We start from the raw sequence: 26,678 nt of genomic DNA on the forward strand, positions 1-26,678 counted from the left end.
CTGCTTGGCGGGCGGCATTGTAACGTGGCCGACGGCCGGCGCGCGGCCTGATCAGTCGGTGACGGTCGCGGCGGCGGGGGCGGCGGCCATGAGAGGCGTTGGCGGTTGCGGCGTGAGACCCGCGAGGTGGCGGTCGAAGAAACCGGTGGTCAGTCGCCGGTAGAATTCGGGGTGGTGCACGACCGCCTGGTTATGGCGGGCGCCGGGGGCGATCCAGAGGGCCTTGGGCTGTGGCGCGAGCGCGTACAGCCGCCGGCTCTGTTCGACGGGGAGGTACGAGTCCTTTTCGCCGTGGATGAAGAGCATCGGGCGGGGCGCAAGGCGCTTGATGGCCTTGCGCACGGAGGGGAAGCGGCATTTGAACTCGCGGCGTGCAAAGTGGAACATCGACCAGCGCAGGAAGCGCCAGAAAGCGGGCGGGTGGTTTTCGTAGACCACGCGGACCTTGGCGAAGATGTAGGCCCAGCGGCGCATGAAGTATTCGATGGTGCTGTCGGTGCTGAAGGCGCCATCGGCGACGATGACGCGAATGCTGGGATACTCGAGCGCGACGAGGATGGCGGCGCACGCGCCGCGCGAGATGCCAAACACGCCGAACTCGACCGGGTAGCCGTGGGCCTCAAGCCAGTGCTCGGCGTAGGCGGCCGCGCCGCGCATGTCGTCGAGATCGCGGTCGGTGACCCACTGGCGGGGCGTGTAGTCGGGTGGGCATTCGGATAGCCCGTGACCACGGAAGTCGAACGTGAGGATGTCGTAGCCGGTTTCCTGGAGCGGGCGGCAGTACCGGGCACAGGAGTACATGTCCGCGCAGAACTCGTGCGCGAACACGACGAGTCCGCGGCGCGGGACCGCCGGATTGGCGCGGATGATCATGCCTTGGAGCGGCAAGCCATCGTAGGCCGGGAAGAGAATCGGCTCGCCCGTCAGGCGGTCGAAGTCGAGGGGAGTGCGCGAAAGCGGGGGCTTCGTGGTGCGCATAATATTGAGGGAAATGCGCACGTACTTCATGAGGACCATGGCCGGCACAATGATCAGCGTGACGATGGTCGAAACGATCAGGACCAGCGCCCAATTGCGGGCGAGGGCGTCCAGGGCCGACCAGGCGAGGAGGGACAGCAAATCGACGTCTCACAACGAACCAGCAACGCCGCCGACCGCGCCGCCGGCAGCAGAGTGAGGTCGCATATTATCGCGGCCCAGATACGCTGTCCACGGCCGGCAAGTCCACCGCCGTCCGTGGTTCACCGGCGCCCCGGCGTGCCGGACCGTGCGCGGGGCCTTGGCCGGGGCGCTGCCCTGCGCTTGCCATGGCGCGGGCGTTTTCCGATGATAGGCGGTGTCCCGCGTTACTCGCGGCGGGTGTGTCTCGACCGCGCGAGCGGGAGGAGAGGAACATGCGAGCAACAGTGTGCCTGATCGTTCTGGTGGTGAGCGGGCTGGTCCCGGCGTTGCGGGCGGACTCCGCCGACGCGCGCACGGTGCTGCAGCAGGCGGAAGCCGCGATGCACGCGCTGAAGGCGATCCGGTACACGGGGCGCGGCGAAGCTGAGGGGATCCTGAGCACGCGCGTGCCGACGGTCGAAGGAACGGTCACGCTGGTGCCGGTCGCGGGGGCGGCCATGCCGAAGCTGCGACTGGACGCGGAGGTGCGGCCGTTCAACGCGCCCAAGCCGATGACCTTCCAGGTCGCGAATGACGGTAAGCAAGTGACCTTGGTGGACCACACGAACCGGGTGTACTTCGACCGGGCATTGCCGGAGGGCAGCCTGCTGCTGAACAACGTGTCGCCGCTGCTGATCCGCGAATTCGGGGCCGCGCAGCCGTTCGCGCGGGAAGCCGGGGCCGCATCGCTGGAGCTGACGGGCAGCGAGAAGGTGGGCGACGTCGAGTGCGATGTGGTGCACGCCGTGCTATCGCGCGGCGGCGACGAGGTGCGCTGGTACTTCGGGAAGACCGATCATCTGCCGCGGCGCGTGCAGCGGGTCGTGCAGACGCCGGCGGGAAAAACCACAATCACCACGTCGCTGACGACACTGGACACGCAGCCGCAGATCCAGGAGAGCCTGTTCCACGTCGCCAAGCCGGAGGGGTTCAACGAGCCCCTGACCGGGCGGATGATGCCAGGTCCGGGCGGGGGGGGCCGCGGGCTGCTGCCGGTGGGGAGCGAGGCGCCGGGCTGGACGCTGCGGAGCGCCGACGGTCAGGAGGTCTCGCTGGGGAAGCTGCGCGGAAAGGTCGTGCTGCTCGACTTCTGGGCGACCTGGTGCGGGCCGTGCCGCCAGGCGATGCCGGCACTCCAGCGCCTGCATGAGCGGTACAAGGACAAGCCGGTGGCGATTTTCGCGGTGAACTGCTGGGAGCGCAGCCCGCAGGTGGATCCGGCGGGTTTCCTCAAGCAGAGCGGGTACACGTACCCGGTGCTGTTGAACGCCAATGACGTCGCGCAGGCGTACAAGGTAACCGGGATTCCGACCTTTTACTTGATCGGGATGGACGGCAAGATCCTGCTGGCGTTTTCGGGTGTTTCGCCGGACGTGGAGCGACAGATCGAGGCGCTGATCGAGCAGGCTTTGGGGGGCGGGGCGAAGAAGTAGGCCGCTGTCTGATAATAGGGCACCAGCTTCCGTCGGCGACCAGACCGAAAGCGTTAGAGGCTGGGCGAGCGGTTCCCGACGTCTCGACGAAGCGAGTTCTGTCGCCAGCCGGCCGGGTCGTAGCAGACCTGGGGCCGCCCGGCGTCGGATGGCAAGGGCGGGTTCCGGCGGATGCGGGGTTACGGGTCCGGTCCGGGCTTGCGGGGGTGCGACCGGCGGCTATACTGGATGATTCACGGCGCCTGTGACGGTTCGGGCGCGCGGTAGGACAGCTCGTTGGACGGCGGCGGCCGCCAGGAAAGGTTTGGTGTGCATGATCCGGGTGAAGGTGCGCGGTAGCGAGTCGGTCGAGCAGATGGTGCGGCGTTTCAAGAAGTTGTGCGAAAAGGAAGGCCTGACGCGCGACATCAAGCGCACCAGTTACTACGAGAAGCCGTCCGAACGTCGCCGGCGCAAGACCCGCAAGTCGATGAAGCGCATCCAGAAGGACGCGCTGCTGTTCTAGCCGCGGCGCGACGCGGGGGTGCACGCCGGCCGCTGACCCGTTGCGGCCGGGCCGGCGTGGGGGTCGGCGACTTGTCGCGGGTGGTGCCACGGGGGTATATTCCGGGTTGCATTTTTGCCCCGCCGGCCTGATGCGGCGCGCGAGTCGGGCGCGCGGGGGCAGGTATGTCGCTGGTTTTAGTACAACCGCACGCGCTGTTCGAGGAGAACGCTCCGTGGACGCATTGTTTCGACCGCATCGTGCCGTGCTCGCGTGGACTCTGATGGTCCTGTTGGTGGGGGTGGCACTACCGGGCGCGGCGCTGGCGCAGAGCGCGCCGGCGGCCGCGACGACGACGGCGAGCGCCGGGGGACACTCGCTGGCCGACCTGCCGTGGGTGTGGTGGATCGCGCCGCTGGGCGCGGTGCTGGCGCTGGTTTATGCGCGCATCTTCTACAAGTCGATGATCGCGGCCGACGAAGGCGACGAGAACATGCGCCGCGTGTCGGGCTACGTGCGCGAGGGGGCGCTGGCGTACCTGAAGCAGCAGTACAAGGTCGTGGCGATTTTCTTCATCGTGGTTTCGGCGCTGCTGTTCTGGATGGGGTGGTCGCTCGAAGTGCAGCACAAGATCGTGTTTGCCGCGTTCCTGACGGGCGGTTTCTTCAGCGGTTTGTGCGGCTGGCTGGGTATGAACACGGCGACGCGGGCGTCGCACCGCACGGCGGCCGGCGCGCGGAAGTCGCTGAACGACGGGCTCGTGGTGGCATTCCGCAGCGGTGCGGTGATGGGGCTCGTGGTGGTGGGGTTCGGGCTGATCGACATTTGCGCGTGGTTCCTGCTGCTGTACTCGGGCATTCTGCCGTTCGAGTTCACGCAGAACATGACGCTCAATGACATCACGGTCGTGATGCTGACGTTCGGCATGGGCGCGAGTTCGCAGGCGCTGTTTGCGCGTGTCGGCGGCGGCATCTACACGAAGGCGGCCGACGTGGGCGCTGACCTGGTGGGCAAGGTCGAGGCGGGCATTCCCGAGGACGACCCGCGCAACCCGGCGACGATCGCGGATAACGTGGGCGACAACGTCGGCGACGTCGCGGGCATGGGCGCGGACCTGTACGAGTCGTACTGCGGGTCGATCCTGGCGACGGCGGCCCTGGGTGTCGCGGCGATCAGCGCCATCTACGGATCCGAAGGCGGTCCGGGGCTGGTGCCGGCACTGAAGATGATCGCGGCGCCGATGGTCCTGGCGGGCATCGGGATCGTCCTGTCCGTCGTCGGCATCTACATGGTGCGGACCAAGGAAGACGCGACGATGGGGCAACTGCTCAAGGCCCTGCGTGTCGGCATCTATGGCAGCAGCGCGCTGATCGCCGTGGCAGCGTTCATCATCTGCTGGCTGCTGTTCTCGGGGATCAGCGGAGTCAGCTTCGTGGGCATCTGGGTGGCGATCCTGGCGGGGCTCGTGGCGGGCAACGTTATCGGGTATGCCACCGAGTACTACACGAGCTACGAGTTCTCGCCGACGAAGCGGATCGCCGAGCAGGCGGTCACGGGGCCGGCGACCGTGATCATCGCTGGCATCGCGACGGGCATGAAGAGCGCGTGGGCGGCCGTGACGACGACCGTGATCGCGATCCTGGTGGCGTTCGTGGCGGCGGGCGGGTCGCAGGAGTTCCTGCTGGGCCTCTACGGCGTGGGCATCTCCGCGGTAGGCATGCTGGCGACACTGGGCATCACGCTGGCGACCGACGCGTACGGGCCGATTGCCGACAACGCGGGCGGCAACGCGGAAATGACCGGCCAGGAGCCGTATGTGCGGCACCGGACGGACGCCCTGGACTCGCTGGGCAATACGACGGCGGCGACGGGCAAGGGCTTCGCGATCGGGTCGGCGGCACTCACTGCGCTGGCGCTGCTGGCGGCGTATGTCGAGGAAGTTCGCATTGGCCAGATCCGTGAGGCGCGGGCCGAGATCATGAACGTGGTTCAGGAGGCGCAACCGAGCGAGGCGATCTACTACGGGCATGGCAAGTTCGCGCAGCGGATCGGCGCGGGCAACACCGACTCGGATTTCGGCTGCCTGATGCTCATCGAGCCGAGTCCGCCGCCTGCCGAGCTGACGCTGGGGACGAAGCTGACCAGCATCAGCGAGCCGAACGAGGAGAACGTCCGGCTGGCGACGCTCGGGGCGCACACGCTGCGGCTGGTGAACGCGCGGCGGTCGTCAATGGCGCAGTACATGGCGTTCTATGACGTGACGCTGATGAACCCGAAGACGTTGTGCGGGCTGTTCTGCGGCGTGCTGCTGGTGTTCGTGTTCTGCGCGATGACGATGCAGGCGGTCGGCCGCGCGGCGTACCGGATGATGAAGGAGTGCCGCGTCCAGTTCGAGAAAGTGCGGGCGTACCTGCGCGGCCAGGGCAAGGACGAAGCCTACGTCAACGACCCGGACAACTGGCCGCGACAGCAGATCGAGTTCCAGGGCGCGAAGGTGCCCGACTATGCGAAGGCCGTCGCGATCTCGACACGCGGCGCGCAGCGCGAGATGGTGATCCCGTCGCTGATGGCCATCATCGTGCCCGTGCTGGTCGGGTTGGTCTTCGACGTGCCGGGTGTGATGGGCCTGCTGGCCGGCGGTCTGACGGCCGGGTTCGCGGTGGCGATCTTCATGGCGAACGCGGGCGGGGCGTGGGACAACGCCAAGAAGCTGATCGAGACGTTCGGCAAGATCACCGCGCGGCAGTGCCTGGAGGATGCGGCGGTGCTGGAACGCATTCCGCAGGCGATTCGGGCGGACATCAAGGCGCGCGCGCAACTGGCCACGAACGGCGGCCACCCGGACAAGATCGTCTACGGCAAGGGTTCCGACGATCACAAGGCCGGCGTCGTCGGCGACACGGTCGGCGATCCGTTCAAGGATACGTCCGGCCCGAGCCTGAACATTTTAATCAAGCTGATGAGCATGGTCTCGGTCGTGTTCGCCGGTCTGATCGTCAAGTACGCGCCGCTGATCACGGCCTGGCTGGGCCTGGGTGGCTAGCGACCGGAACGCGAACGCGGCTGCGGAAGCCCCGGGGGATCGACCTCCGGTCTGCCCTGACAGACCGGAGCTCGGTCCCGCGGAGTTGGGGGTGTGCGTGGCGTGCCGTCTTGGCCGGGGTCAGTCCCAGCGTCTACAATGCGATCCATGAGTGAGTCCGACTCGCGGCCCGCGGGCCGCCGTGCGAACGCGGCTGATGTGAGCAGTGAGGACGCGCGCGCGTTCGCGGTGATGACCGCGCGGATCGCCGCGGAGCAGAAGACTGAGAACATCTGCGTGCTCGACCTGCGCGGGTTGAGCAATCTGGCCGATTACTTCGTGATCGGGACGGGTACGTCGGGCCGACAGATGCACGCCGTCCTGGACCACGTCCGCGAGCACGCCGCCACGGTCGGGCGGCGGCACTTCAACATCGGCGACAGCCGTGACGCGAGCTGGCTGCTGGCGGACTACGTCGACGTGGTAGTCCACCTGTTCGACGCCGAGCACCGCGAATACTACGACCTGGACGGGCTTTGGGGAGATGCACCGCGCGTGGACTGGCAGCCCTCGAGGGATGCGGTCGGGGGGACCGCGGCGGTGTAGGCCGCGGCCGGAGTCCGCGGGCGAACCGGGGGCAGCCTTCGTGGAACCAGTCAATTCCGCGTGCCGCCGGGCTGTCGCGCGTCAGCGCCTTGCCAGTGGGCACAACCTGCCTTAGCGTTCCGCCATTCCGAACGCGCGATCGAGCGCCAGATCCAAGAGGCAGACCATGTGGAAGAGATTCGCCCCGTTTCTGGTGGTGCTTGTTCCGTACACCTGGATGTCTGGCTGCGGGGCCCCGGCTCCGTTCGATGCGCCCGCCGGTTTCACGGCCATCAGCGAGCCTGGCTTCGAATCCGCGGACAACGCGGCGGATCGGAACGACTATCCGTGGGAGATGACGTACTTCAAGCCTGACGGCCGCGAAGTCGGGCACATCTACGTCGGGACCGGCAACGCGGTCATGGATGGCATCCTGGGGCGCATTTTCGGGTGGCCCACCGAGTCGTTCTGGCGCCCACCCGAGATTCGACGGTACCAGGCGGACAATGGGACGCAGGACTGGGAACGCGTGCTCGACTTTCGCGCTGTGGAGAGCGGGCCGCCGTGGCAGACGACCGGCGTGCGGGCGCTGCTCCCCTATCGCGTGCCATCGACGGGCGAGACGTACCTGTACGCCGGCACGTTCGGGACCCGGCCCACGCTCTGGCGGAGTCGCACCGGTGATCCGGGCACTTGGGAAGCGGTGTGGTCGAACGCGACGGAAGGGTCGATTCGCGCGCTGGCCGTCCACAGTGACATTCTGTATATCGCGGTGACTCATGAGTACCTCGAGCCGCAGGTGGCCGGGGAGATTCACGCCACCGACGGCCGGACCGTGTGGCCGGTGATGACCGACGGATTCGGGACGGCGGACAATGCCGGCGTCTTCGCGTTGGCGTCGTTCAGCGGCTGGCTATACGCGGGTACGATCAATCGCAACCAGGGGTTTGAGGTCTGGAAGCTCGCAGGCCCGGACGGACAGGCAGACCCGGTCCGGATCGTTGCCAACGGCGGGACGTCGCGTTCGCAGCAGGCGGTGGGGGAGATGCGTGTTTTTCAGGAACGCCTGTACGTGACGGCGCTCATCTTCATGAATCTGAACTACGATGGGTTCGACCCGCTGTTGCGGGCGGCCGACATGCTGCGCATCGACGCGCTGGACCACGTGGAGGTCGTGGTTGGGCCGGGGTCCGTGGGCGGGGTGCCGTCGGGGTTCGGGCACTTGCACAACGCCTACTTGTGGTGCCTGGAGGAGCACCACGGGAAGCTGTACTGCGGCACGTGGAACGCGACCAGCTTTGTGCCGGTGACGGACCGCTATTGGGGGCGGATTCAGGCGACGCTGAATGAGCGCGTGGGCGTCCCGCTGTTCTTCGGCCCGTCGCCGTTTTCCGGTTTCCTCGAGAGTGGCCAGTTCGACTACCTGACGCGCAACGGCGCGCGCCTGTACGCCTCCGACGACGGCGTATCCTGGCACGAGGTTTTCCGGGATGGGCTCGGTAATCCGCGCAACTACGGCGTGCGCAACATGGTGTCCACGGGCGACACGCTGTACATCGGCATCGCGAACATCGACGACGGCCTGCAGATCTGGACGATGGCCGAGTAGCGCGGCGCGTCCGCGTCGCGGCCGTCTCATCGCCGCGCCGGTCCGGCCATCCGGGCCCGGTTGCCGCTATGACGTCGCTTTCACGGCCGCCAGCGCCGCGTCGTAATTTGGTTCGTGGGTGACTTCCGGCACGTATTCAGCGTGGACCACCTGGCCCTGGCGATCGAGCACGAATACGGCCCGCGCCAGCAGGCCGAGTTCCTTGATGAGCACGCCGAACGCCGCGCCAAACGCGCGGTGCTTGTAGTCGCTGGCCGTCACGACGCGCTCGATGCCTTCCGCGCCGCAGAAGCGCTTTTGCGCGAACGGCAGGTCCATGCTGACCGTGAGCACGGTCACATCCTGGCCGAGCTGTGTGGCGCGCTGGTTGAACGTCCGCGTCTGCGTGGCGCAGACCGGCGTGTCCAGGCTGGGAACCACGCTGAGTACGAGGATCTTGCCGTGGTATGCCGCGCACCGCAGGTCTGAGAGATCATTGGCGGTCAACGTGAAATGCGGTGCCTCGCTGCCCACCTTCAGCGCGGGCCCGACGAGTGTCAGCGGATTGCCCTGAAATGTAATGACACCTTTTCGCTCGGTCATGCGATTCTCCGTGCCCCCGTTGGCTCCAATGCCGTGCTGGCGCTCGCAGCCACGTTGCTTCGCCCCGCTGGCGCCTCCCTGGCTGGCGGTCCGGGCTAACGCCGAGCGGCGGCGTACAAGTCCGCGACCGCGTCCCAGTTCACGATGTTCCACCACGCGCTGATCCAGTCGGCGCGACGATTCTGATACTGCAGGTAGTAGGCGTGTTCCCACACGTCGATCGTCAGCAGCGGGGTGTGACCCTGGGAGAGTGGCGAGTCCTGGTTCATGGTGTCGCAGATGTGCAGTTTGCCGTCGGGGGTCCGGCAGAGCCACGCCCAGCCGCTGGCGAACCGGCCCATGGCCGCCTTGGTGAACTGCTCCTTGAACGCGTCGAAGCCGCCGAACGTCTTTTTCAGGTCATCGGCGAGCGGACCCTTGGGCTGGCCGCCCTTGCCGGGGCCCATGATGTTCCAGAAGAACGTGTGGTGATAATGCCCGCCGCCGTTGTTGATGACCGCCGGGCGGATGTCCGCGGGCACCTGCTCGATCTCGCGCAGCACCTGCTCGATCGGCTTGGCGGCGATGGCGGGGTGTTTTTCGAGCGCCTTGTTCAAGTTGGTGGTGTACGCGACGTGATGCTTGTCGTGGTGGAACTCAAACGTCCGCGCGTCAATGTGCGGCGCAAGGGCGTCGTACGCATAGGGCAGCGGGGGAGTTTCGTAAGCCATGGTGTGTCTCCTGGTGACCGGTCGTGCCGTTCCCTGATGTCCGTGGCCGCTCGCGGCCAAGCCGCGCGGCAGGCCCCCAAAGTTGAATTGCGTCGCTGACCGGCCGCCGGCTACGACTCGGCGCGCTGCCGGTAAAGGCCGGGCTCAACGACTTTGCACATCGCCGTCGTATCCAGCCGCCCGCCGAGGAATTCGTTGATCGCTTTCACCGGCGGCTGCGGGTCTTTCAGCATTTCGTTGTAGTTGACGTAGAGGATGCGGAAGTTGGGCTGCCGGGCGACCCAGGCTTCGAACTCGCTGAGCTGCTTCTTGAACAGCTCGATCAGCTTCTCTTTGGGCAGGTCGCCGCCCTCGCGCCCGCGGCGGCTCAGCATCACGTCCTGTGACTTGATCACTTCGTGCAGGTGGCGCTGCATGAACACGACGTAGTACGTGCGATCGGGCGGCAGGTCATACAGCAGGCGGTAGACCATCTTGACGACCTTGCCGCCGGCCTGCTTGAGCCAGGAGGGGTCTTCCTTGGTCTTCTTGACGGGCTCGAACTCGTAGTAGCCGCGCGGATTGTCTTCATCGGCGGCGCGGATGTTGTCAACGAGCGCGGGGATGCCGGCGGCCTCGAGCATCCGCATCATCATGGAGGTTCCGGACCGGGGCAGGCCGGACACGATCGTGACCAGGTCGGGATTGGTGACTGTCATAGCTGGCATCTACTCCGCGCCTCACAGGGGAATCCTTCGCGAGTACGCCCATTCTAGGGCCCGCGCATGCTCATGCAAGCGCGAGCGGGCGGCGCTGCGTGTCGGTTGACGCCTGCCCGGCCGGGCCTGAAAATGGGCCCGCGTGGTGCATGTCGACGCCGCCGGCCGCAAATCGGCGCTGTGAAGGCAGGGTGTGGCATGGAATCGTGGGAACTGTTGCGGGACGCGACGGAGCAGGCGGGCGTGAAAGCCGTGGCGGCCCGATTGGGACTGAGCACGGCGCTGGTCTACAAGTGGTGCCAGGAACCGCCGACCCACGATCCGGACGCGTCGGGGGCGCGCAACCCGCTCGACCGCCTCAAGATGCTTTTCGAGGTGACGCGCGATGCCCGTCTGATCAACTGGATCTGCAACGCCGCCGACGGCTTCTTCGTGCTGAACCCGCGCCTGCCGCCCGGCGAGCGCGAAGAGCAACTTCTGGGCACCACCCAGCGCGTCGTGCAGGACTTCGGTGAATTGCTCTCGGACATCAGCCGCAGTATCCGGAACGACGGGCTCATCACAGCCGACGAGGCGGGCACGATCCGGCAGTCGTGGGAGAAACTGAAGTCGCAGGCCGAGTGCTTCGTGGCGGCCTGCGAAAAGGGCCTCTACGCGCGGCCGCCGCAGAAGTAGCCGCGCGGCAGGGCGGCTGCCCACCTCAGGGCGCGCTCCGCCGCGACAGACCGATCATCGCGATCCACAGGACGACGACGGCGGCCGTCTGGGCGCCGGCTGCGCGCGCCGCCGGCCACGCCAACAGCATGATCGCTACCAGCCAGCCGCTCAGCGCAACAACGGTGCCAAGCGGCGCGCGATGCTCCACCCGCCACGCGCGGATGAGGTGATCCGTCAGTAGCGCCAGCGGCCAATAGGCCAGTGGCAGGTAGTGCGTCCAGACCAGCGGCGACGCGAGCAGCATCAGGCAGCACCACGCGCCGAACTGCGCACGCAATGTGCGCACGCCATCCACATCCTCCGGTGGCCAGCGGTGGACACCCCACATCGTGGCGGCGACGCACCCGCCGACGAAGAGGGCCATCAACGCCAGGTAGAGACTGACCAGCGCGGGGCGCGGCAGGTCCGTGACGTTCACCCGCAGCGCGCCGGCCGCCTCCTTGCCGCCGTCGAGCGGGGTGAGGAGGCGCCGCAGCACGATCGGCACGGCGTTGTTGCTGTACATCGCCTTCTGCGGCTGGTCGGCGGTCAGCGTCGTGATCGCGGAGCCGCCCTGCACCGCGCCTCGGAAGAATTCCTGGTGCAGTTGCACCGTCCGCGATCCGCCGACCGCGAGCACGGGTAAGCCGAGGCCCAGGATGACGACCACGGCGGCAGCAGTGCCGGCGGCGTGCCAGCGGCGTTTGAGTAACAGGAAAACAACCAGTACGCCCGGGAGGAGCTTGATCAGAACGGCCAGGCCGAGCGCACAGCCGGCGGCCGTGTCGCGTCCGCGCTCCAGCAGGTACCACGCGGTCACGATCAGAAAGAGCACGAGCAGCCCGACGTTGCCGAGGACCGCGCAGGAATGGACATAGGGCAGCACGAGGGCAACGGAGAGCAGCAGGGCGAGGCGCGGGCCGCGGCGCAATGCGTCGTTCAGCAGGGACTCCGCCAGGTAGACGGTCACGCCGAACAGGCCCAGGCTGAGCAGCGTGAACACGACGATGGCGACGTGCAGGGGGAGCAGCCCCCACGGCAACATGAAGATCGTGAAGAACGGCAGGTAGTTGTGAACGCCGAGCTGCGTGGAGATCTCGCCCGTCTGGCGGAAATGCACCGCGTTTTCCCAGAAGTCGCGGAAGTCCGACGTGCTCTCGGCGCGCCAGGCGGCAACGACCGCGATCAGGATGGCGTAAACGAGAGCGGCGGCGAGCAGTGCGTGCCATTCGCGGGGAGGGAGTCGGGATGTGCGCGGTTGGTCAGTCATGTGGGCCGCGCTTGCCGACGGAACAACACGAAGGCGTACAGGCGCGCCAGGTGCCGGAGATAGCGGAGTTGCTCGGCGATGTTGAGTTTCGTCTGGCCGGCAGCGCGGTCGGTGAACGAGATCGGGATCTCGACGACGTTTCGCCAGCGGTGTCGCACGATCAGCTCGAGCGCGATCTTGTAGCCGACCGGGCGAAGCTCCGTGAGACGCAGGTCACGTCGCCGGACGGCGAAGAAGCCGGACATCATGTCGCGGACCGGCGTTAGCGGCCGGGCGAGCAGGCGGCCCACGAGGCTGTTCAGGTGTCGGTGCAGCGGCCAGTGCAGATCGACGCGCCCGCCGGCGACGAAACGGCTCCCAATGGCCATCTCCACCCGTGGATCGCGCAGGTGGTCGACAAGCGCGGGGATGCTTTCGGGCGGGTGCGACAGATCGGCGTCCATGACGACCACGATTTCGCCGTGGGCGGCCTGCAGACCGGCGATGACGGCGGTGGCCAGTCCGCGCTCGGCGCGGCGCACCAGGCAGCGGACCGGGTACGTCTGGGCCAGGGCTTCAGCGGCGGCGGCGGTGCCGTCGGGCGAGTTGTCGTCGACGACGAGCAGCTCGGTCTCCGGCGGATCGAGCACATCGAAGACACGCCGGGCCAGCGGCGCGAGGTTCTCGCGCTCGTTGTAGGTGGGCACGACCACGGTGACCCGCGCGGCGTTCAGTGTCATGGCGGTGCAGTGTAGCCGCCGGCGGCGACATTGCGTAGCACCGCAGATGGGGCATGTGGCCGATATTGATGGAGACGGACCGGTCGCCGGATATTCAGCATCGCTGCGTGGCGGACTGCACCCTGGTCACTTCGTAGGCGCTCCTCCTCCAATGCCAGCAGTGTCCGGAGCTTGTGCCAGTCACGTCGGGTCGTGGCCCGTTGCGCTGTCTGTGGCTTAGCGCTGCATATGTCAGCGTCAGACAAAGCGAGCCGCCCCCTGTGATCGAGCCCAGGGGGCGGCAGCGGCGCTTAGCCGGATGCTACGCAATCGACTATGGGCCCTGCCTGGCTGTTGGTCTAATCACAGCAACTGGGGTACTCGATGGCGTACTGGGCCGGGTTCGTTAGCGCCAGAATGAATGGGTTGATATCCTTGAAATCGACCAGCCCGTCGCAGTTAAGATCGCCTGTGGTCATCAACCTCCATGTATCCGCGAGATCGTTGCTCACCCCCACATGTCCACCGAGCACCCAGAGTGTACAATGGTGGACCAATGCCGAATGAAGGGCACGCGGGCCCCACTGCGCGTCGGGAACCTGAAACCACTGCACGCCGTCCGGTGACCTCCACACGTCGTTGAGCAGTTCAGTGCCTGATCCGCGATAGCCGCCAAACAGCCACAGACTCCCCCTGAAAGTGATCAGTGCGTGGTGGCCGCGCGAGAGCCAACCGGGCTCATCCGTGGCGAGCACCCATTGCACGCCGTTTGTGGACCAATATACCTCGTCCGTATACCCACGCGACGTGTTTCCGCCCGTCAGCCACATGCGATCCTGGAAGACCGCGCCACGCTTACTGGCCGCGGGCATGAAGCCATCGGGGTCGCCATCCGCGCGCGCCTGAACCCAGGCTTCCCCATCCACCGTGTACCACGCGTCATTGACATAGGATCCGCCGACTTCGATGGCACCGCCGAGTACCCAGATCCGGTCATCAAACACCAATGGGCCGTGGCCGTATCTTGGCGCCCACGGCGCGGTAGGTTTCTGCTCCCAATTCATGCCGTCAGTCGAGCACCACACATCGTTGAAGCACCCCGAATTGTCTGTTCCACCCATGATCCAAATTCGGTCTTGATACACCACTGCGCCCAAGAGCTCGCGCGGTGCCCAGGGGGCGCTGGCCGTGGCTTCGATCCAATGCTCGCCGTCCGAGGACCGCCATACGTCGTTGAATAGCTGGCCGGTGGCCTCGGCGTAGCCGCCCATGACGAAGATCATGTCTTGAAATACGATGCTCGCGTGTCCGGACCGGGCGTCCCACGGCGCAGCTTGGGCAACGGACTGCCAGTACTGCCCGAGGGTCGGGGTCGCCTGGGCTCCCAGAGTTACGACGCTCACGACGATTAGCGTTCGTCTCAGTGCATCCATGTGCCTCTCCTTAATGGACTTGTGTGCTCTGACCGACACGCACGCGGACCGTCCGCGTGGCGTATGGTTGCTTTGGCCGCCGGTCTAACATTCGAGGCCCGTCTGACGGGCGGTGCCTGCTTTGGTGTCGACCGTGTCCCACGCCCCGCATCCGCCCGTACGTGCGTAGACGTCCGTCCTGTGGCGCAAAAAAATTCCCCCATACTCTGCTCACGTGGACCGATCGTGCGGCCGAGTGGACGCGGATCTGTAGCGCGCGATGCTCAGCATGGTAAAATGGTCGGCGGATGGGACACACGGCATGTCCGCAGGAGTGGAGAATCCGTTGACGCGACTGCTCGCTGCAGCGAGCGTGGGTGACCAAGCTGCTCAAGAACAACTCTGGCGGGCGGTGTACGACGAATTGCGTCGTGTTGCGCATCGCCAGATGAGCGCTGAACCAGGCGGTTGCGAGCTTCAAACGACTGTCCTTGTGCATGAGGCCTACCTCCGCCTGGTCGGTGACGGGCATATGGATTGGAACAGCGCCGGACATTTCTTCGCGGCCGCAGCACAGGCAATGCGCCGGATCCGCGTGGATTACGCACGTAGTAGCAGGAGCGCGAAGCGTGGCGGTGGCCGTCGCGCCGTCGGGGCGTGCGACGAACTGTCTGCCGGCGAAGAGAATCTGGACGCTGCCGAATTGCTTACGTTGGACGAGTCGCTGCAGCGCCTGGAACAGGAAGCACCGCGCGCAGCGCAGGTGGTGATGCTGCGATACTTCGCAGGATTGAATGTGGACGCGGTGGCGCGCATCTTGGATGTCTCGCCCCGCACTGTTGAGTTGGACTGGTGGTTTGCGCGGGCGTGGCTGAGGCGTGAGTTGACCAGCAAATAGCTTACGGGTGAGCTTGGTTTGGTGGGGCCGACTCTCCCCCATGGATCTGCGGCATGGGTGCAAGGCGATTGGAGCGCGTACAGGAGTTGTTCGCGGATGCGATCCAGCGGTTACCTGCCGATCGGGCCAGTTATCTCGACGAAGCCTGCGGTAACGACACCGAGCTGCGGGCAGAAGTGGAGGACCTTCTTGCTCATGCAGCCTCGGTACCGCCGCACTTCCTGGCTCCGCCGCCGGTACCACCGGATCTCGAGAGCCTGCTCGCGACCAGCACGTTGCCGGACACCAGCGCCGGTGCTCAAGATCCGCTGGTTGGCGAGCGGCTGGGGCGCTACGAGGTCATACGTGTAATCGCTGCCGGCGGCATGGCCACAGTGTACGAGGCGGTCCAGGACCGGCCGCGGCGAGCGGTGGCATTGAAGGTGCTTAAACCACACATGGTAACGCCCATGGTGCTGCGGCGTTTTCGGCTGGAGGCCGAGATTTTGGGGCATCTGCGGCACTCGAACATCGCACAAGTCTATCAGGCGGAGGTAGTTACGGCTCCAAAGGGCATGTCAGTCTGGGCGGGGAGCAGCGTGGCGTACCTCGCAATGGAATACATCCCGGGCGCGCCGACTATCACTGAGTACGCTGCGGCGAAGCTGCTCGACACGCGTCGGCGGCTCGCACTCTTTCTGCCTGTTTGCGAGGCGGTGCATTACGGGCACCAGAAGGGCATCATTCATCGCGACCTTAAGCCGGCGAACATCCTCGTTGGGGCAGATGGACAACCGAAAGTGATCGACTTCGGTATCGCGCGGGTCACAAACAAGGACATCGCGCTGACAACGCACGCTACTGATCTTGGGCAGCTGATTGGCACCGTGCAGTACATGAGCCCTGAGCAGTGCGCTGGCGATCCGCGCGATGTCGATGTGCGCACGGACGTCTACTCTCTGGGCGTAGTTTTATATGAACTGTTGTGCGGCGTGTTGCCGTACTGTGCCACCGGGTTGAGCGCCTGGGAGGCGATACGCCGGATTCAGCAGGAACAGCCACGTTTGCCATCGGCGGCTGTTAGCGGAAATATCGCGCTCGTTCGCCAGTTGCGAGGTTCGCTGGACGCGATCGTGCTCAAGGCGCTGGCCAAGGACCGCGAGCAGCGGTACGGCTCAGCCGCAGACTTGGCGCTCGATATCCGACGGCACCTGCAAGGCGAGCGCGTCGACGCACATCCGCCGAGCCCGTGGGCATCCACCGTGCGCTGGGTCATTCGGCACCCCATTTACACTACCGGCGCTGCTTGCAGTCTGATACTGGGGCTGACGGTGGTGTTAGTGCTGGTTATCGCGGAGAATCTGGCGCTCCGACCGGACCGCATTCAATTCGACGAGTTTCGCAAGGACCGTGCCACGCTGCTAACTGCCGGGAACCGCCCGCTGCGCAGCTGGGGAGACGGTACCGAGCGTGCCGTCGGGATGGCGGAGGTTCTGGCTCCGTCGCAAGCGGGGCGTCAACGGCTGGCCGTTGTGGGTCTGCCAGCAAGCACGTTGGAGTCCGAGGGCCCCGGAGTGTGTTGCTACGACCTGAGTCGGAGCCATCACGAGTTGCATTGGCGCCGCGTCGTCGAGGACAACGATATTCCAGGCGCGTTGCTGACGGACCCGAACCGCGTTTTTGCCTCAGAGACATTCGGGGTCCGGTCCGGCGTCGTGGCAGATGTGTTTACGGAGCTCCCGGAGATGGAGATCGTGGTCGCTTTCGGACACGACGACACGACGCAAGGTGCGCTTCACGTATATGACCTGAAGGGGGAGCGCCATTACCAGGCGTGGATAAACACCTTGGTCGACTCAGTCTGCTGGCTACGCGACGCCGGAGTGCTCATTTTGGCAGGAGTCAACGGCGAGTGCTTCATTGAGGACCGCGGCCTCGCTGCTGGTGCGAAGCGTTCACATCCTCCGGTTGTCCTCGCACTGCGCTTACGGCGAGGTCTCGACACCCGCGAGTACATTTCGAACGAGTCGGACAATCCGCAGCTCCGACCGGAGTGGAGCCTTTGCGTTATCGCTCCGCTAGATACGCGGGTGCGTCTGTACGTGGATTGTCCGCGTGAGACAGCGCCGGGTGGGGTGCGTCTCTCGGTATACCTGCCCAGCGATTACCCAGAGGCCCTTACGAGCCTCACGTGGCTGATCGATTCGTCCGGTGAGATCATCCGCGGCCCGCGTGCTGACGATACCTACGACCGCAATCGCAAACACCTGCCGGAGGGCGATCCGCGCAAGTTGCCGCCGATTGAAGCCTGGAGATTAATCCCGCTGCCGCCGTGTCGCGGCCAGTCACCAGGAGGCGGCGCTACCGCTCAGTTTCGGTGACTGGTAACTGCACGGCGGCATCTATCGCGGGCTTTAAAGGTGGCTGAAGACGGACTCGACAGGCGAAAACCAAACAAGTCACCGACTTTCACGGAGGATTCTTCGGCGGCCGGGGGAACTTACAGCTTCCCGGATCGTCTAAAATGAGTCAGAGACCGTCGGCGGGGGACGGTGAGGACCGGTAGTGCGCTGCCGCCGCACGTTGCCAGGCTGTCGATCGCCGGGGCTGCTGAGGGGGCCTGCGCTGATTCTCTCGGTGCTGCTGGTGTGGCCAGTCGGGGCGGCGGGGGATGTGTTTCAGCTTCGCAACGGTGGCAGTGTCTCGGGCGCGCTGCTTACGATCGACGAGGGGAATTACCGGATTCGGACGACCGTTGGGATCGTGAGCGTTCCCGCTTCTTCCGTCGTCGCCGTCGAGGAGGCTGCGACCCCATTCGAGGAATATGATCGCCGGGTGCGGGCGACGGCGGACACGGCTGACGAGCAGACGGAGCTGGCGGCTTGGTGTGATGAGCAGGGCTTGCGCGCGGAGCGGCGGCGGCACCTGCGTCGCGCGGTCGAGCTCGACCCGGACCACGCGGCGGCCCGTCGCGCGCTGGGTTATGTGCGCGTCGGGGCGCTGTGGGTCGACGGGCGGCGGGTCGCGGAAGCGGGCGGGGAGGCGGCGGCTGACAACGGTGATGAGGCGGTCGAGCCCGAGAAACTCGCGCGCGCGATCCAGGCGGAATGGAGTCAGCGGATTCGCGCGATCAAGCATTCGTTGCTGGACAGCTCGCTTGCACGGCTGGTCGACGAAGGGCGGGTGCGCATCCGCGAGATACGGGACCCGCTGGCGATCCTGCCCCTGGCACAGGTGCTGGGACTGGGCGACCGCGACAGTCGACTGCTGCTGGTCGAGATGTTGTCGCGGTTTCCGGAGGATGAGGCCACGCTGAACCTCGGCGTGCTGGGGCTCGTGGACGACGACGAGGACATTCGCGCGCGCGCGGTGGCGGCCCTCGCGCCGCGGAAGGACCCGCGCATCGTGGCGCAATATCGCGCCGCACTGCGCAGTGGCAGCGATGTCATCCTGGCCCGCGCCGCGACGGGACTCGCGCAGTTGCAGGCGCCCGAAGCGGTGCCGGACCTGATCGCCCTGCTCACCGCGCAGCGCGAGCGGTGGGTGGAAGTGCCGCTGCGTCAATACATGCGCACTTGGCCGCAGACATTCGTGACGATGACGACGGTCCACCTGTCCAGTGGCGGCGGGCTGGTCGTCCACCGGCCGGAAGTCGGCGTCTATCGCGATTTCGTCCTGTGGAACGAGCCGGTCCGCAACGAGTGGCAGTTCCGCGAGGTCACGGTGTACCGCACCGAGGTACTGGAGGCGCTCAAGCGGCTCACGGGGCAGAACTTCGGGTTCGAGGGCGAGGCCTGGCGGCGGTGGTACGAGGAGAGCCCGCGATGAAGCGATACGGCGTTTTGCTCGCGTGCGGCGTGGTGCTGGCCGCGGCCGCAGGCGAACCCCCGGATGATCAGCAGTTGATCGAGCGCGCACCGGGGCAGGTGGCGCCGCCCACGGCGCCTGCGGTGCCGCCGGAAGCTCTGAACCAGGCCGAGCAGGCCGCGCGGCAGGCGGCCAACCTGGCGGTCGCGCGCCTGGAAACCGTGCTGGGCCGGAAGGCGCTGGCGGCGGGTGACCTGACGACGGCGGTGCAGCATGCGCAGCGGGTGCTGGCGCTCTTGCGCGATGTGCCGGCAGACGCCGACGTCAGCGAATTCGAACTGCAGGCCGAGGGGATGCTGGCGCGCGCGGCGCGCGCCGGTGTGGCCCCGCGTGCCGGCGTCGAGGCACCCATGCCCACGGACGCGGCCGTGCCGCAGCCCGTGCGGCGCGGCGTGCCGGCGGTCGCGCGACACGGCTATCAGCCGGCGCCGGGGCTGGTGAACACCGCCGCGCTTCAAGCCGACGATCGGGAGAGCTTCGTATACCAGGAGGCGCTCCGCGAGGCGTACCGGCGTGACGAGGTCCGTGCGTTGATGGAGGCGGACGAGGCGCGCCTGATCCCGAACGGCATCGTCACCTATCCGCCGGACTGGCCGGAGCGCGTGGCGAGGCGGGAGAAGTGGAAGGACGGCGTGATCGCGCGTTCGCCGAGCTGGTATGACAAGGACGGGCGCGAGTGGTACATCGCGGTGTACGACGTGCAGGACCTGATCTACGTACCGCCGGACTTCAGCGTGGACGCGCGCTGGGCGGACCCGCGGTTCAGGACGCGGGACATGCTGGACCGTCAGGCGTTGCGCGACGGCAGCATGATCTTTCGTGGAAGTGCGCTGGACCTGGCCGCGGGCATTCCGTTGTTGCGTTACTTCGGGGGGATCGACCCGTATGCGGCGCGCGGGCCGCGGTACAGCGCACAGAAGCAACAGGAACTGGTCGAGATGATCAAGGCCTTCACCGGCGGCCAGGTGGATGCGCTACCGGTGAACGTGCCGCCGGAGCAGTGACGTCCGGGCGATGGTTTTTCGAATGCGGCAGCGCGGCGCCGGGGGGCCGCGCTGCTGCCTGGGGGGATGTGCCCGGGAGGCGGCCGGGCGTTACAAACTCCGTGTGCATCTGTAGTAGCCGCTGGTAGGGGGTCAGGTACACTATTTCATAGAGCGGTGGAGCGGTCGGTATGGGCCGGCCGGGCGGAGAGCGAGACCATGCCCCTGGAATGTCCGCGCTGCAGATCCTGGAACCCGGAGCTGGCCCGGTTCTGCCGTAACTGCGGGCTGGCCCTGATCGCGGGTGCGGAGGGTGTGCTCGGCGCGGGCCGGGCGCCGCATCCGGAGCCGCTGACGCCGCCGGACGGCTGCCAGGAGATCGAGGCGGCGCGGGACCTGTACTTTCGCTGGCACGCGGTGGGTGGCGGGGTGCCGCTGCTGGGTACGGAGCCGCTGGTGGTGAAGGTGTTCAACGGCGGCTATGACCTGCGCGCGGTGCTCCTGCGTATCAGCGGCACGGGTAGCGCGGGCCTGGTGCTCCTGGCGGCCCAGCGCGAGATCGAGGACTGGCCGCGGGGCGCGACGGTGGCGCTCGAGATTCCCTCGTACGAGCTGCCGGACCCCGTGCAGACGTTGACGGTTGAGCTGGTGCAGGCGGAGTTTGGCAAGCCGGCGTGACGAGCGCCGGCGCTCGAGAAAGGAAGGCTGCAATGGCACCTGGGTTGATCGTGGCGGACATCATGGGACCTGGGTTGATCGTGGCGGGCATCCTGATCCTGTTCCTGCTGGTCATCATCGCGAGCGGCATGTTCACGGTGCAGCAGCAAACGCACGCCGTGGTGGAATGCTTTGGCCGTTTCCGCAAGATTTCGCCGCCGGGGCTGAACTTCAAGTGGCCGCTGATCGAGAGCATCGCGGGCCGGGTGACTCACCGCGTGCAGGAGCTGGAGATCAAGGTCGAGTCGAAGACGAAGGACGACGTGTTCGTGGACCTGATCATCGCCGTGCAGTACTACGTGCCGGAGAATCCGGAGGCTGTACGCTCGGCGTTCTACCGGCTGACGAACCCGCGGCAGCAGATCAGCTCGTACGTGTTCGACACGGTGCGGGCGCTGGTGCCGGACATGGCGGTGGACCACGTGTTCGCCGAGAAGGACAAGATCGCGCAGGCGGTGAAGGACCGGCTGCAGGACACCATGCAGCAGTTTGGCTTCACGATCCTGCAGTCGCTGGTGAACGACATCCAGCCGGACGCAAAGGTCAAGGACGCGATGAACCAGGTCAACGCCAGCGCGCGGCTGAAGGAGGCCGCGAAGAACGAAGCGGAAGCGCAGAAGATCCGCGTGATCGCGGCGGCCGAAGCTGAGGCGCGGGCGAAGGAGCTGCAGGGTGTGGGTATCGCGCGGCAGCGCCTGGCGATCGCGAACGGCTTGAAGGAGTCGGTGGCGGCCTGCTCCGAGGCCGGCATCTCGCCGGAGGAAGCGACGAAGATGGTGTTGCTCACGCAGCACTACGACACGGTCACCGCGGTCGGCGCGCACAGCAAGTCGACGATCATGATGGTGCCGTACAGCCCGCAGGGTATGTCGCAGGTGTCGGAGCAGATCACGGCGGCCCTGCTGACGACCGCCGAGGCGGAGCGCGTGACAGCGGTCCGGGCGCCGAAGGCTCCACCGAGCGCGTAGCCGCAGTTCGGTACGCAGGCGTTTGACGCTCCCTCGGTCCCCGCGCCAAGACGGAGGCGCGTCACAAAACAACTGGGGCGAGCGCGCCACTGGCGCGCTCGCCCACCCCCCTTTCTCCTCCTCAGTTCGTCAGCGTCCTAGCGGCGGCGGAGCAGGCCGACCGCACCGAGGGCCAGCAGCAGGCTGGTCGGCTCGGGGACGATGGTGCCAGCAATCAGGATGTTGTCGAAGCGGTTGTTGCCGTTGGTCGACGTGGCCCCGCTCAGCGTGACGCGGATCAGGTTGTTCTCGTGGCCGCTGGTGGCTGCGAAGACATCGCCGAAGTTGACGGTGTGCAGCACCCAGGTGCTGGTCTGCTGCGCCGCGTGCGACTCGAAGAAGGTCCACGACGCGCCGTTGTCGGTCGAGTAGGAGTACGAGTGCGTGTTGAAGCCCGTGCCCGTGCCGCGCGTGGCGTACGTCAGCACGCAATCTTCGATCGCGTCGTCGAGTTCGATCAGGAAGTAACGGCCGTTGTTTTCCGTGCCGAGGATCGAGAAGCTCCCGCCCGCCGTGGGCGTGGGCGAGATGTCATTCAGCACGTTGCCGGCGTAGCTGCCGAAATTCTGGTTCTCGGCGCCACCGTTGGTGCCGAAGAGATTGCCGAAGCTGGTGTCGCCGGGGGCCTGCCAGACCGAGATTTCGGCCGTGCCGGTGCCCAGGTCGTTGGGGTAGTCGGTCTGCGCGCCGACTGTACCGAGCGGATTAATCTGGTACAGGGACGTGCCCAGGTTCGTGCTGTCGTTGAAATTCCAGAACGCGATGTTCTCGGCGCTCGCCGCGAAACCGCACAGAGCCAGTACGCTCAAAACACAGATCATCTTCTTCATTGCGACCTCCTCGCTCTCCTCGAGCATGCCATAAACTGGACCAGTTTCCGACCTCTACGACCTGGTGGATGCACCCTTCCCCACGGCTGTAGTGGCTGAGCCGCCCGCGCTGTCGGCGATCGGGAACTGCAATCCACCTCCTCCTAACGTCCCGAAAGTATAGCCCCGCCACGTGCGGCGCCAAGCCAAAACGCGCTAAAACCCCGTTAAGACGACGCGTGCTGACATGCCCGCCGACGAAAACCGCGACGGGTGTGCGTGTGCCAAGCCTCGCTCTCAGGCGGAGTTACCGCTGCCCACGCCGGATGGGGCCGCCGCGCGGACGACGACGTCCCGCGATTGCGGGCGTTTTCGGATCGGTTGGCGGCGCGGCGGTGTGGTAGCATGTGTGAATGTGGCGCGGCCCCGGGGAGCACGCGTCATCGCTCAACGGGGACACGCGATGTCGCTGAATGAGCCGGTGGGTTACGAGGAGCGCGTAGAGGTCGAGTGGTCGCCGGCGACCGGGCTGCGGCGCGGGCTGGCGCACGGGTTGGCATTCGCCGCGGTGCTGATCGTCGTCCTCTGGCCCGTGGCGGCGGGCTTGCCCTACCTCCTGCTGCCGTGGATCCTGCGGGCGGTCGCGGCGTTCGCGATTGCATATGTGCTGTTCATCGTTGTGCAGCGGGCGGCGGGCATGGCCAGCCCGATGGTGACCGCGCTTGTCATCGGTCTGACCGGACTGGTGCTGTTCGCGCAACACATCGCGTTCGCGTGCCACGGCGTCGCCGAGCCGCCAGATGAGGGCATGTCCGGCGTGGGCATCGTCGTGTTTCCGGCGCAGATGGTCGGGCGATGGGTCAGTCAGCGGGGCGGCGAGCTGATCGGGTGGGGCTGGCTGCATCCGTGCGTGCTGCTGTGGGTGAACTTGGGGCCCGCACTCGGTGTCGGCTTTGTGGTAGCGCTGCGGCATCGGGGGTAGCGTCCGCCGTTGAGATACCTGGGCGGAGCGGCACAGAGCCCCGCGCGCCAGCGCGCGTCCGGCGGAGTGCGTTCGCTGGGCAACCCGTCGCTTGCGCTCTGGGCTCTGACCGGAGGGCGGCAGTGCCGCAGTCGGATCGCGTGCGGGGTGGGCGGGTTTCGGGTACGATCGGAGCCGCCATGACCAACAGCGTGATGTCACTCCGGGGCTTGCTGCGGTATGTCACGCTGTTTGCCGGCCTGGGCGCGTTGTTCGTCGCCGGCACGCTGTTGCATCCGCAGTTCCTGACGATTGCGAATCAGCGGGACGTGTTGGCGCAGGTCTCAATCAACGGGATTCTGGCGGTGGGGATGACGCTGGTGATCCTGACGGCGGGGATTGACCTCTCCGTGGGCAGCGTGATGTCGCTTTGCACCGTCGTGTGCGCCATGCTGCTGATGGAGCGGCCGGAGGCGGGGGCGGCCGGCGTGCGGTGGGCGTCCCGCGCGCATTACATGCTGGTGCCGGCCCTGGCGGTGTTCGCGTGGCTGGCGGTGTACGGGATCGTGCGGCGGGTGGCCCGCTGGCGGGAGTGGAACGCGCTCGACGGGGGCATTGTCCTGTTCGGCACGCTGCTGGTGACGGCGGTGGCGTTGGCGTGCCTGCCGACGCGCTGGCTGTGGGGTGACGGGTTCACGACACTGGCCGTGCTGCTGGTCGTGCCGGTCGTTGGCGGAATGCTCGGGCTGGTCAACGGTGTGATCATCGCGCAGACGCGGCTCCAGCCGTTCATCGTCACGCTCGCCATGATGGTCGCGGCGGTCGGGTTGGCGAAGTTCATCGCCGGCAATGGCGGGCAGATTCACGCGATCTACACCGGTGACACCGAGCATGCAGGCGCGCCGACGTCGTTCGAGCAGCTCGGTGCGACGATCCTGACGGTCGGGCAGGAGACGCTGCGGACTGGCCGCGTGCGGGACTTGAAGCTGGTGCCGATTCCCGGGCTGTTTCTCATCGGGGCTTGGCTGTGGGCCGCGCTGGTGCTGCGCAAGCTCGCGCTGGGGCGCTACGTGTTCGCGGTCGGTGGCAACGAGGAGGCGGCGCGGCTGGCCGGCGTGCCGGTCGCAGGGGTGAAGATCTTCGCCTACACGGCGTGCGGCGTGCTCGCGGGTCTGGCGGCGGTGCTGTACTGCGCGCAGTACACACAGGGCAAGGCGGACGCGGGGCAGGGCAAAGAGCTGGACGCGATCGCCGCGGTGGTCATCGGCGGCACGAGCCTGATGGGCGGGCGGGGCAGCATCTTGGGCACGCTCGTGGGCGTGATGATCTTCGGGTACTTGACGAACATTCTGCAGCTCCGCGCGGTGTCGAGTGAGATTCAGGACATTCTGAAGGGCGTCATCATCGTGGTGGCGGCGGTGGCGCAGAGCGGGGATCTGCTGGGCGGGCTGCGGCACATTTGGCGGCGGCCGGCGCGGGGGTAGTCGCCGGCGCGCAGCCCGGCTCATGATTCGGGAAGTCCGGCATGCGTGATCCGGTCGCGATTGCTCAGCGGCGTCGCAATGTGCTGCTCGTAACCATCGCGCTGCTCGTCGGCGCGGCGGTGATCGGCGTGGGGGCCACGGCCTGGCAGTGGAGCCCGAGTTCAACCGCGTACGATTTCCTCGCGTCCGTCATGCTGCTGCTGTTGTTCAGCTTGACGGCGGTGGCCGGGTTGGCGATGTGGCGGCGGCGCGCCGGGGCTTTCTTCGTGGCGCTGAGCACCATGTCGTCGGCGGTCGCGTTCGTGGCGTGGATGACGGTGATCTGGGGCTGGCCGAACCCCGGCCAGGTCACGCGGCCGGGGGCGTTCGTGGCGCTGACCTTCAGCCTGGTGGTGGCGCACTTCGGGTTGCTGAGCCTGGCGCGGCTGCGGCGGCGCTGGGAATGGGTACGGTTGGCGACCCGTGTGTGTGCTGGGCTATTGATGGTGTGCTTTGCGGCCGGGGTGGCGTGGCACATCCCCGAGCGACTCGTGTTGCCGGGGCTCGTGATTCTGCTGATCGGAGTAGTCTGCGGGACGCTGTGCGTGATCTTGCTGCACTGGATAGGGCTTGTTTCTGCGGGCGAGGGGGTGACGACGCCGATGCGGCTGACGCTGACGTGTCCGCGGTGCGGGCTGAGCCAGGTAATGCTCGCCGGGCGGTCGCAGTGCACACAGTGCCACCTCTCGCTGCGGATCGAGATCGACGAGGAGTACTGCGAGAAGTGCGGCTACCTGCTCTATCGGCTGACGTCGGACCGGTGCCCGGAGTGCGGGACGCCGATCGCACGCGGGAGTGACCTCACCGAAAGCGCTTCTCGGCCAACGGCTCGGTGAATAGGGTCGCGGTCGGATCGCGCGCCAGGATGGCATCGATCAGACGCTGCCGGTTCTGCGTGGGCAGGTGCATGTAGACGACGTGTTGCGGGGCGACGACGGTGGACATGAGCTGGAGCGATTCCGGCGAGATGTCGTAGCCCTCGACGAACGCGATATCGATCGGTCCGCCCAGTTGAGTCAGAACCTCGCGATTCTTGTGCAGCAGCGCGTCGCCGACGTGCAGGAGCCGGTTTCCGGACAGCTCGACGACATAGCCGAAATTCACTACGTCCGCGTGCTTGTCATATTCCTGCCCGGTCTGCTCATCCTTCATGAAGTACGCACCGTGAGGCAGCCGGAGGGTCGTGACGCGCAGACCGTTGATCCTGGTCGCGGCCATGGCGTCTGAGCCGGTCAGCGGAACGTGGATCCGCCCCTGCATGTCCGCGTAACCCGGCACCGTGTCCCGGAGCGCCTCGCGCACCGGGCCGGGGCACACCAACCGGCACCGGCGGTTATGCTTGAGAAAACGCGCCACGGATGCGGCGTCGAAATGGTCCACGTGCGCATGGGTGACCAGCAGCAGGTCAATGTCGGCAAACGGCGGCGTCCCGGACTCGATCCGGGCCAGCAGCTCCGCGGAAGGCACGTCGCAGTAGTCCAGCGCGTCATCGTGGAACAACGCGTCAATGATGACCTTGTCGGGGCCGGACTGGATCAGGAAGCCTTCGTTGGCGATGTAGGTGACCTGCACTG

The 26,678-nt window shown here is 66.6% G+C and carries 24 protein-coding genes; 15 read left to right on the forward strand and 9 right to left on the reverse strand.

Annotated elements, in window-relative coordinates:
• Window positions 1–51 precede the first annotated feature (51 nt).
• Complete coding sequence (locus tag KA383_05770) at window positions 52–1,008, reverse strand: alpha/beta fold hydrolase (GenBank protein ID MBP7745621.1); 957 nt, start codon at window positions 1,006–1,008, stop codon at window positions 52–54.
• 386 nt (window positions 1,009–1,394) lie between these two features.
• Here KA383_05770 and KA383_05775 point away from each other — a divergent pair, with 386 nt between their 5' ends.
• The 5 genes from KA383_05775 to KA383_05795 all read left to right on the forward strand — a co-directional run bounded on the left by KA383_05775 (window position 1,395) and on the right by KA383_05795 (window position 8,294).
• Window positions 1,395–2,594, forward strand: coding sequence for a TlpA family protein disulfide reductase (locus KA383_05775; GenBank protein MBP7745622.1), 1,200 nt, complete (start codon window positions 1,395–1,397; stop codon window positions 2,592–2,594).
• A gap of 313 nt (window positions 2,595–2,907) precedes the next feature.
• Window positions 2,908–3,099: a 30S ribosomal protein S21 gene (gene rpsU, locus KA383_05780; protein MBP7745623.1), complete on the forward strand. Its 192-nt coding sequence runs from the start codon at window positions 2,908–2,910 to the stop codon at window positions 3,097–3,099.
• A 214-nt stretch (window positions 3,100–3,313) separates the two neighbouring features.
• Window positions 3,314–6,121, forward strand: a complete 2,808-nt coding sequence (locus KA383_05785) for a sodium-translocating pyrophosphatase (protein MBP7745624.1) — start codon at window positions 3,314–3,316, stop codon at window positions 6,119–6,121.
• Between the two features lie 198 nt (window positions 6,122–6,319).
• A complete protein-coding gene (rsfS, locus tag KA383_05790) occupies window positions 6,320–6,706 on the forward strand; it encodes a ribosome silencing factor (protein MBP7745625.1) in 387 nt (128 codons plus the stop codon).
• Between the two features lie 166 nt (window positions 6,707–6,872).
• Entirely contained in the window at window positions 6,873–8,294 is a 1,422-nt protein-coding gene (locus KA383_05795) for a hypothetical protein (GenBank protein ID MBP7745626.1), read from the forward strand.
• 66 nt (window positions 8,295–8,360) lie between these two features.
• Here KA383_05795 and tpx read toward each other — a convergent pair whose 3' ends face one another.
• The 3 genes from tpx to KA383_05810 form a co-directional block, all read right to left on the reverse strand.
• On the reverse strand, window positions 8,361–8,876 hold the full coding sequence (tpx, locus tag KA383_05800) for a thiol peroxidase (GenBank protein MBP7745627.1): 516 nt from the start codon (window positions 8,874–8,876) through the stop codon (window positions 8,361–8,363).
• 95 nt (window positions 8,877–8,971) lie between these two features.
• Window positions 8,972–9,586, reverse strand: a complete 615-nt coding sequence (locus tag KA383_05805) for a superoxide dismutase (protein MBP7745628.1) — start codon at window positions 9,584–9,586, stop codon at window positions 8,972–8,974.
• A 110-nt stretch (window positions 9,587–9,696) separates the two neighbouring features.
• Complete coding sequence (locus KA383_05810) at window positions 9,697–10,284, reverse strand: sulfotransferase domain-containing protein (protein MBP7745629.1); 588 nt, start codon at window positions 10,282–10,284, stop codon at window positions 9,697–9,699.
• Window positions 10,285–10,482: 198 nt separating this feature from the next.
• On the opposite strand from KA383_05810, the gene KA383_05815 reads away from it, so the two are divergent.
• The gene (locus tag KA383_05815) at window positions 10,483–10,959 is read left to right on the forward strand and encodes a hypothetical protein (GenBank protein MBP7745630.1); all 477 of its coding nucleotides are present in this window, start codon (window positions 10,483–10,485) and stop codon (window positions 10,957–10,959) included.
• Between the two features lie 25 nt (window positions 10,960–10,984).
• Here the strand turns inward: KA383_05815 and KA383_05820 are convergent, their stop codons facing one another.
• From KA383_05820 to KA383_05830, 3 genes are all read right to left on the reverse strand, one after another.
• The gene (locus KA383_05820; GenBank protein ID MBP7745631.1) at window positions 10,985–12,250 is read right to left on the reverse strand and encodes a DUF2029 domain-containing protein; all 1,266 of its coding nucleotides are present in this window, start codon (window positions 12,248–12,250) and stop codon (window positions 10,985–10,987) included.
• Window positions 12,247–12,969 carry a polyprenol monophosphomannose synthase gene (locus KA383_05825; protein ID MBP7745632.1) on the reverse strand — a complete coding sequence of 241 codons (723 nt, stop codon included), beginning with the start codon at window positions 12,967–12,969 and terminating at the stop codon, window positions 12,247–12,249. The genes KA383_05820 and KA383_05825 overlap by 4 nt, the downstream gene beginning before the upstream one ends.
• A 338-nt stretch (window positions 12,970–13,307) precedes the next feature.
• Complete coding sequence (locus tag KA383_05830) at window positions 13,308–14,381, reverse strand: hypothetical protein (protein ID MBP7745633.1); 1,074 nt, start codon at window positions 14,379–14,381, stop codon at window positions 13,308–13,310.
• A gap of 301 nt (window positions 14,382–14,682) precedes the next feature.
• Here KA383_05830 and KA383_05835 point away from each other — a divergent pair, with 301 nt between their 5' ends.
• The 6 genes from KA383_05835 to KA383_05860 all read left to right on the forward strand — a co-directional run bounded on the left by KA383_05835 (window position 14,683) and on the right by KA383_05860 (window position 21,772).
• Window positions 14,683–15,258: a sigma-70 family RNA polymerase sigma factor gene (locus tag KA383_05835; protein ID MBP7745634.1), complete on the forward strand. Its 576-nt coding sequence runs from the start codon at window positions 14,683–14,685 to the stop codon at window positions 15,256–15,258.
• A 53-nt stretch (window positions 15,259–15,311) separates the two neighbouring features.
• Window positions 15,312–17,618, forward strand: a complete 2,307-nt coding sequence (locus KA383_05840) for a serine/threonine protein kinase (protein MBP7745635.1) — start codon at window positions 15,312–15,314, stop codon at window positions 17,616–17,618.
• 256 nt (window positions 17,619–17,874) lie between these two features.
• Window positions 17,875–19,065, forward strand: coding sequence for a HEAT repeat domain-containing protein (locus KA383_05845; protein MBP7745636.1), 1,191 nt, complete (start codon window positions 17,875–17,877; stop codon window positions 19,063–19,065).
• Window positions 19,062–20,108, forward strand: a complete 1,047-nt coding sequence (locus KA383_05850; GenBank protein MBP7745637.1) for a hypothetical protein — start codon at window positions 19,062–19,064, stop codon at window positions 20,106–20,108. The genes KA383_05845 and KA383_05850 overlap by 4 nt, the downstream gene beginning before the upstream one ends.
• 198 nt (window positions 20,109–20,306) lie before the next feature.
• On the forward strand, window positions 20,307–20,765 hold the full coding sequence (locus KA383_05855) for a hypothetical protein (GenBank protein MBP7745638.1): 459 nt from the start codon (window positions 20,307–20,309) through the stop codon (window positions 20,763–20,765).
• A gap of 32 nt (window positions 20,766–20,797) precedes the next feature.
• Window positions 20,798–21,772: an SPFH domain-containing protein gene (locus tag KA383_05860; GenBank protein ID MBP7745639.1), complete on the forward strand. Its 975-nt coding sequence runs from the start codon at window positions 20,798–20,800 to the stop codon at window positions 21,770–21,772.
• A gap of 137 nt (window positions 21,773–21,909) precedes the next feature.
• Here the strand turns inward: KA383_05860 and KA383_05865 are convergent, their stop codons facing one another.
• Complete coding sequence (locus KA383_05865) at window positions 21,910–22,641, reverse strand: hypothetical protein (GenBank protein MBP7745640.1); 732 nt, start codon at window positions 22,639–22,641, stop codon at window positions 21,910–21,912.
• A 442-nt stretch (window positions 22,642–23,083) separates the two neighbouring features.
• Here KA383_05865 and KA383_05870 point away from each other — a divergent pair, with 442 nt between their 5' ends.
• From KA383_05870 to KA383_05880, 3 genes are all read left to right on the forward strand, one after another.
• On the forward strand, window positions 23,084–23,602 hold the full coding sequence (locus KA383_05870; protein ID MBP7745641.1) for a hypothetical protein: 519 nt from the start codon (window positions 23,084–23,086) through the stop codon (window positions 23,600–23,602).
• Window positions 23,603–23,781: 179 nt separating this feature from the next.
• Window positions 23,782–25,065, forward strand: coding sequence for an ABC transporter permease (locus KA383_05875; protein MBP7745642.1), 1,284 nt, complete (start codon window positions 23,782–23,784; stop codon window positions 25,063–25,065).
• Between the two features lie 41 nt (window positions 25,066–25,106).
• Complete coding sequence (locus KA383_05880) at window positions 25,107–25,940, forward strand: hypothetical protein (GenBank protein ID MBP7745643.1); 834 nt, start codon at window positions 25,107–25,109, stop codon at window positions 25,938–25,940.
• On the opposite strand, the gene KA383_05885 is transcribed toward KA383_05880, so the two are convergent.
• Window positions 25,906–26,676, reverse strand: a complete 771-nt coding sequence (locus KA383_05885; GenBank protein MBP7745644.1) for an MBL fold metallo-hydrolase — start codon at window positions 26,674–26,676, stop codon at window positions 25,906–25,908. The two genes, KA383_05880 and KA383_05885, sit on opposite strands and share 35 nt — an antisense overlap.
• Between the last annotated feature and the right edge of the window lie 2 nt (window positions 26,677–26,678).

This window comes from Phycisphaerae bacterium, from assembly GCA_017999985.1.
GTDB lineage: Bacteria > Planctomycetota > Phycisphaerae > UBA1845 > Fen-1342 > JAGNKU01.

Coding starts and splice junctions, on each gene's coding strand:
- KA383_05770 (MBP7745621.1), bottom strand. CDS start 1,008: ATGAAGTACGTGCGCATTTCCCTCAATATTATGCGCACCACGAAGCCC.
- KA383_05775 (MBP7745622.1), top strand. CDS start 1,395: ATGCGAGCAACAGTGTGCCTGATCGTTCTGGTGGTGAGCGGGCTGGTC.
- rpsU (MBP7745623.1), top strand. CDS start 2,908: ATGATCCGGGTGAAGGTGCGCGGTAGCGAGTCGGTCGAGCAGATGGTG.
- KA383_05795 (MBP7745626.1), top strand. CDS start 6,873: ATGTGGAAGAGATTCGCCCCGTTTCTGGTGGTGCTTGTTCCGTACACC.
- tpx (MBP7745627.1), bottom strand. CDS start 8,876: ATGACCGAGCGAAAAGGTGTCATTACATTTCAGGGCAATCCGCTGACA.
- KA383_05805 (MBP7745628.1), bottom strand. CDS start 9,586: ATGGCTTACGAAACTCCCCCGCTGCCCTATGCGTACGACGCCCTTGCG.
- KA383_05810 (MBP7745629.1), bottom strand. CDS start 10,284: ATGACAGTCACCAATCCCGACCTGGTCACGATCGTGTCCGGCCTGCCC.
- KA383_05815 (MBP7745630.1), top strand. CDS start 10,483: ATGGAATCGTGGGAACTGTTGCGGGACGCGACGGAGCAGGCGGGCGTG.
- KA383_05820 (MBP7745631.1), bottom strand. CDS start 12,250: ATGACTGACCAACCGCGCACATCCCGACTCCCTCCCCGCGAATGGCAC.
- KA383_05825 (MBP7745632.1), bottom strand. CDS start 12,969: ATGACACTGAACGCCGCGCGGGTCACCGTGGTCGTGCCCACCTACAAC.
- KA383_05830 (MBP7745633.1), bottom strand. CDS start 14,381: ATGGATGCACTGAGACGAACGCTAATCGTCGTGAGCGTCGTAACTCTG.
- KA383_05835 (MBP7745634.1), top strand. CDS start 14,683: ATGTCCGCAGGAGTGGAGAATCCGTTGACGCGACTGCTCGCTGCAGCG.
- KA383_05840 (MBP7745635.1), top strand. CDS start 15,312: ATGGGTGCAAGGCGATTGGAGCGCGTACAGGAGTTGTTCGCGGATGCG.
- KA383_05850 (MBP7745637.1), top strand. CDS start 19,062: ATGAAGCGATACGGCGTTTTGCTCGCGTGCGGCGTGGTGCTGGCCGCG.
- KA383_05855 (MBP7745638.1), top strand. CDS start 20,307: ATGCCCCTGGAATGTCCGCGCTGCAGATCCTGGAACCCGGAGCTGGCC.
- KA383_05860 (MBP7745639.1), top strand. CDS start 20,798: ATGGCACCTGGGTTGATCGTGGCGGACATCATGGGACCTGGGTTGATC.
- KA383_05865 (MBP7745640.1), bottom strand. CDS start 22,641: ATGAAGAAGATGATCTGTGTTTTGAGCGTACTGGCTCTGTGCGGTTTC.
- KA383_05870 (MBP7745641.1), top strand. CDS start 23,084: ATGTCGCTGAATGAGCCGGTGGGTTACGAGGAGCGCGTAGAGGTCGAG.
- KA383_05875 (MBP7745642.1), top strand. CDS start 23,782: ATGACCAACAGCGTGATGTCACTCCGGGGCTTGCTGCGGTATGTCACG.
- KA383_05880 (MBP7745643.1), top strand. CDS start 25,107: ATGCGTGATCCGGTCGCGATTGCTCAGCGGCGTCGCAATGTGCTGCTC.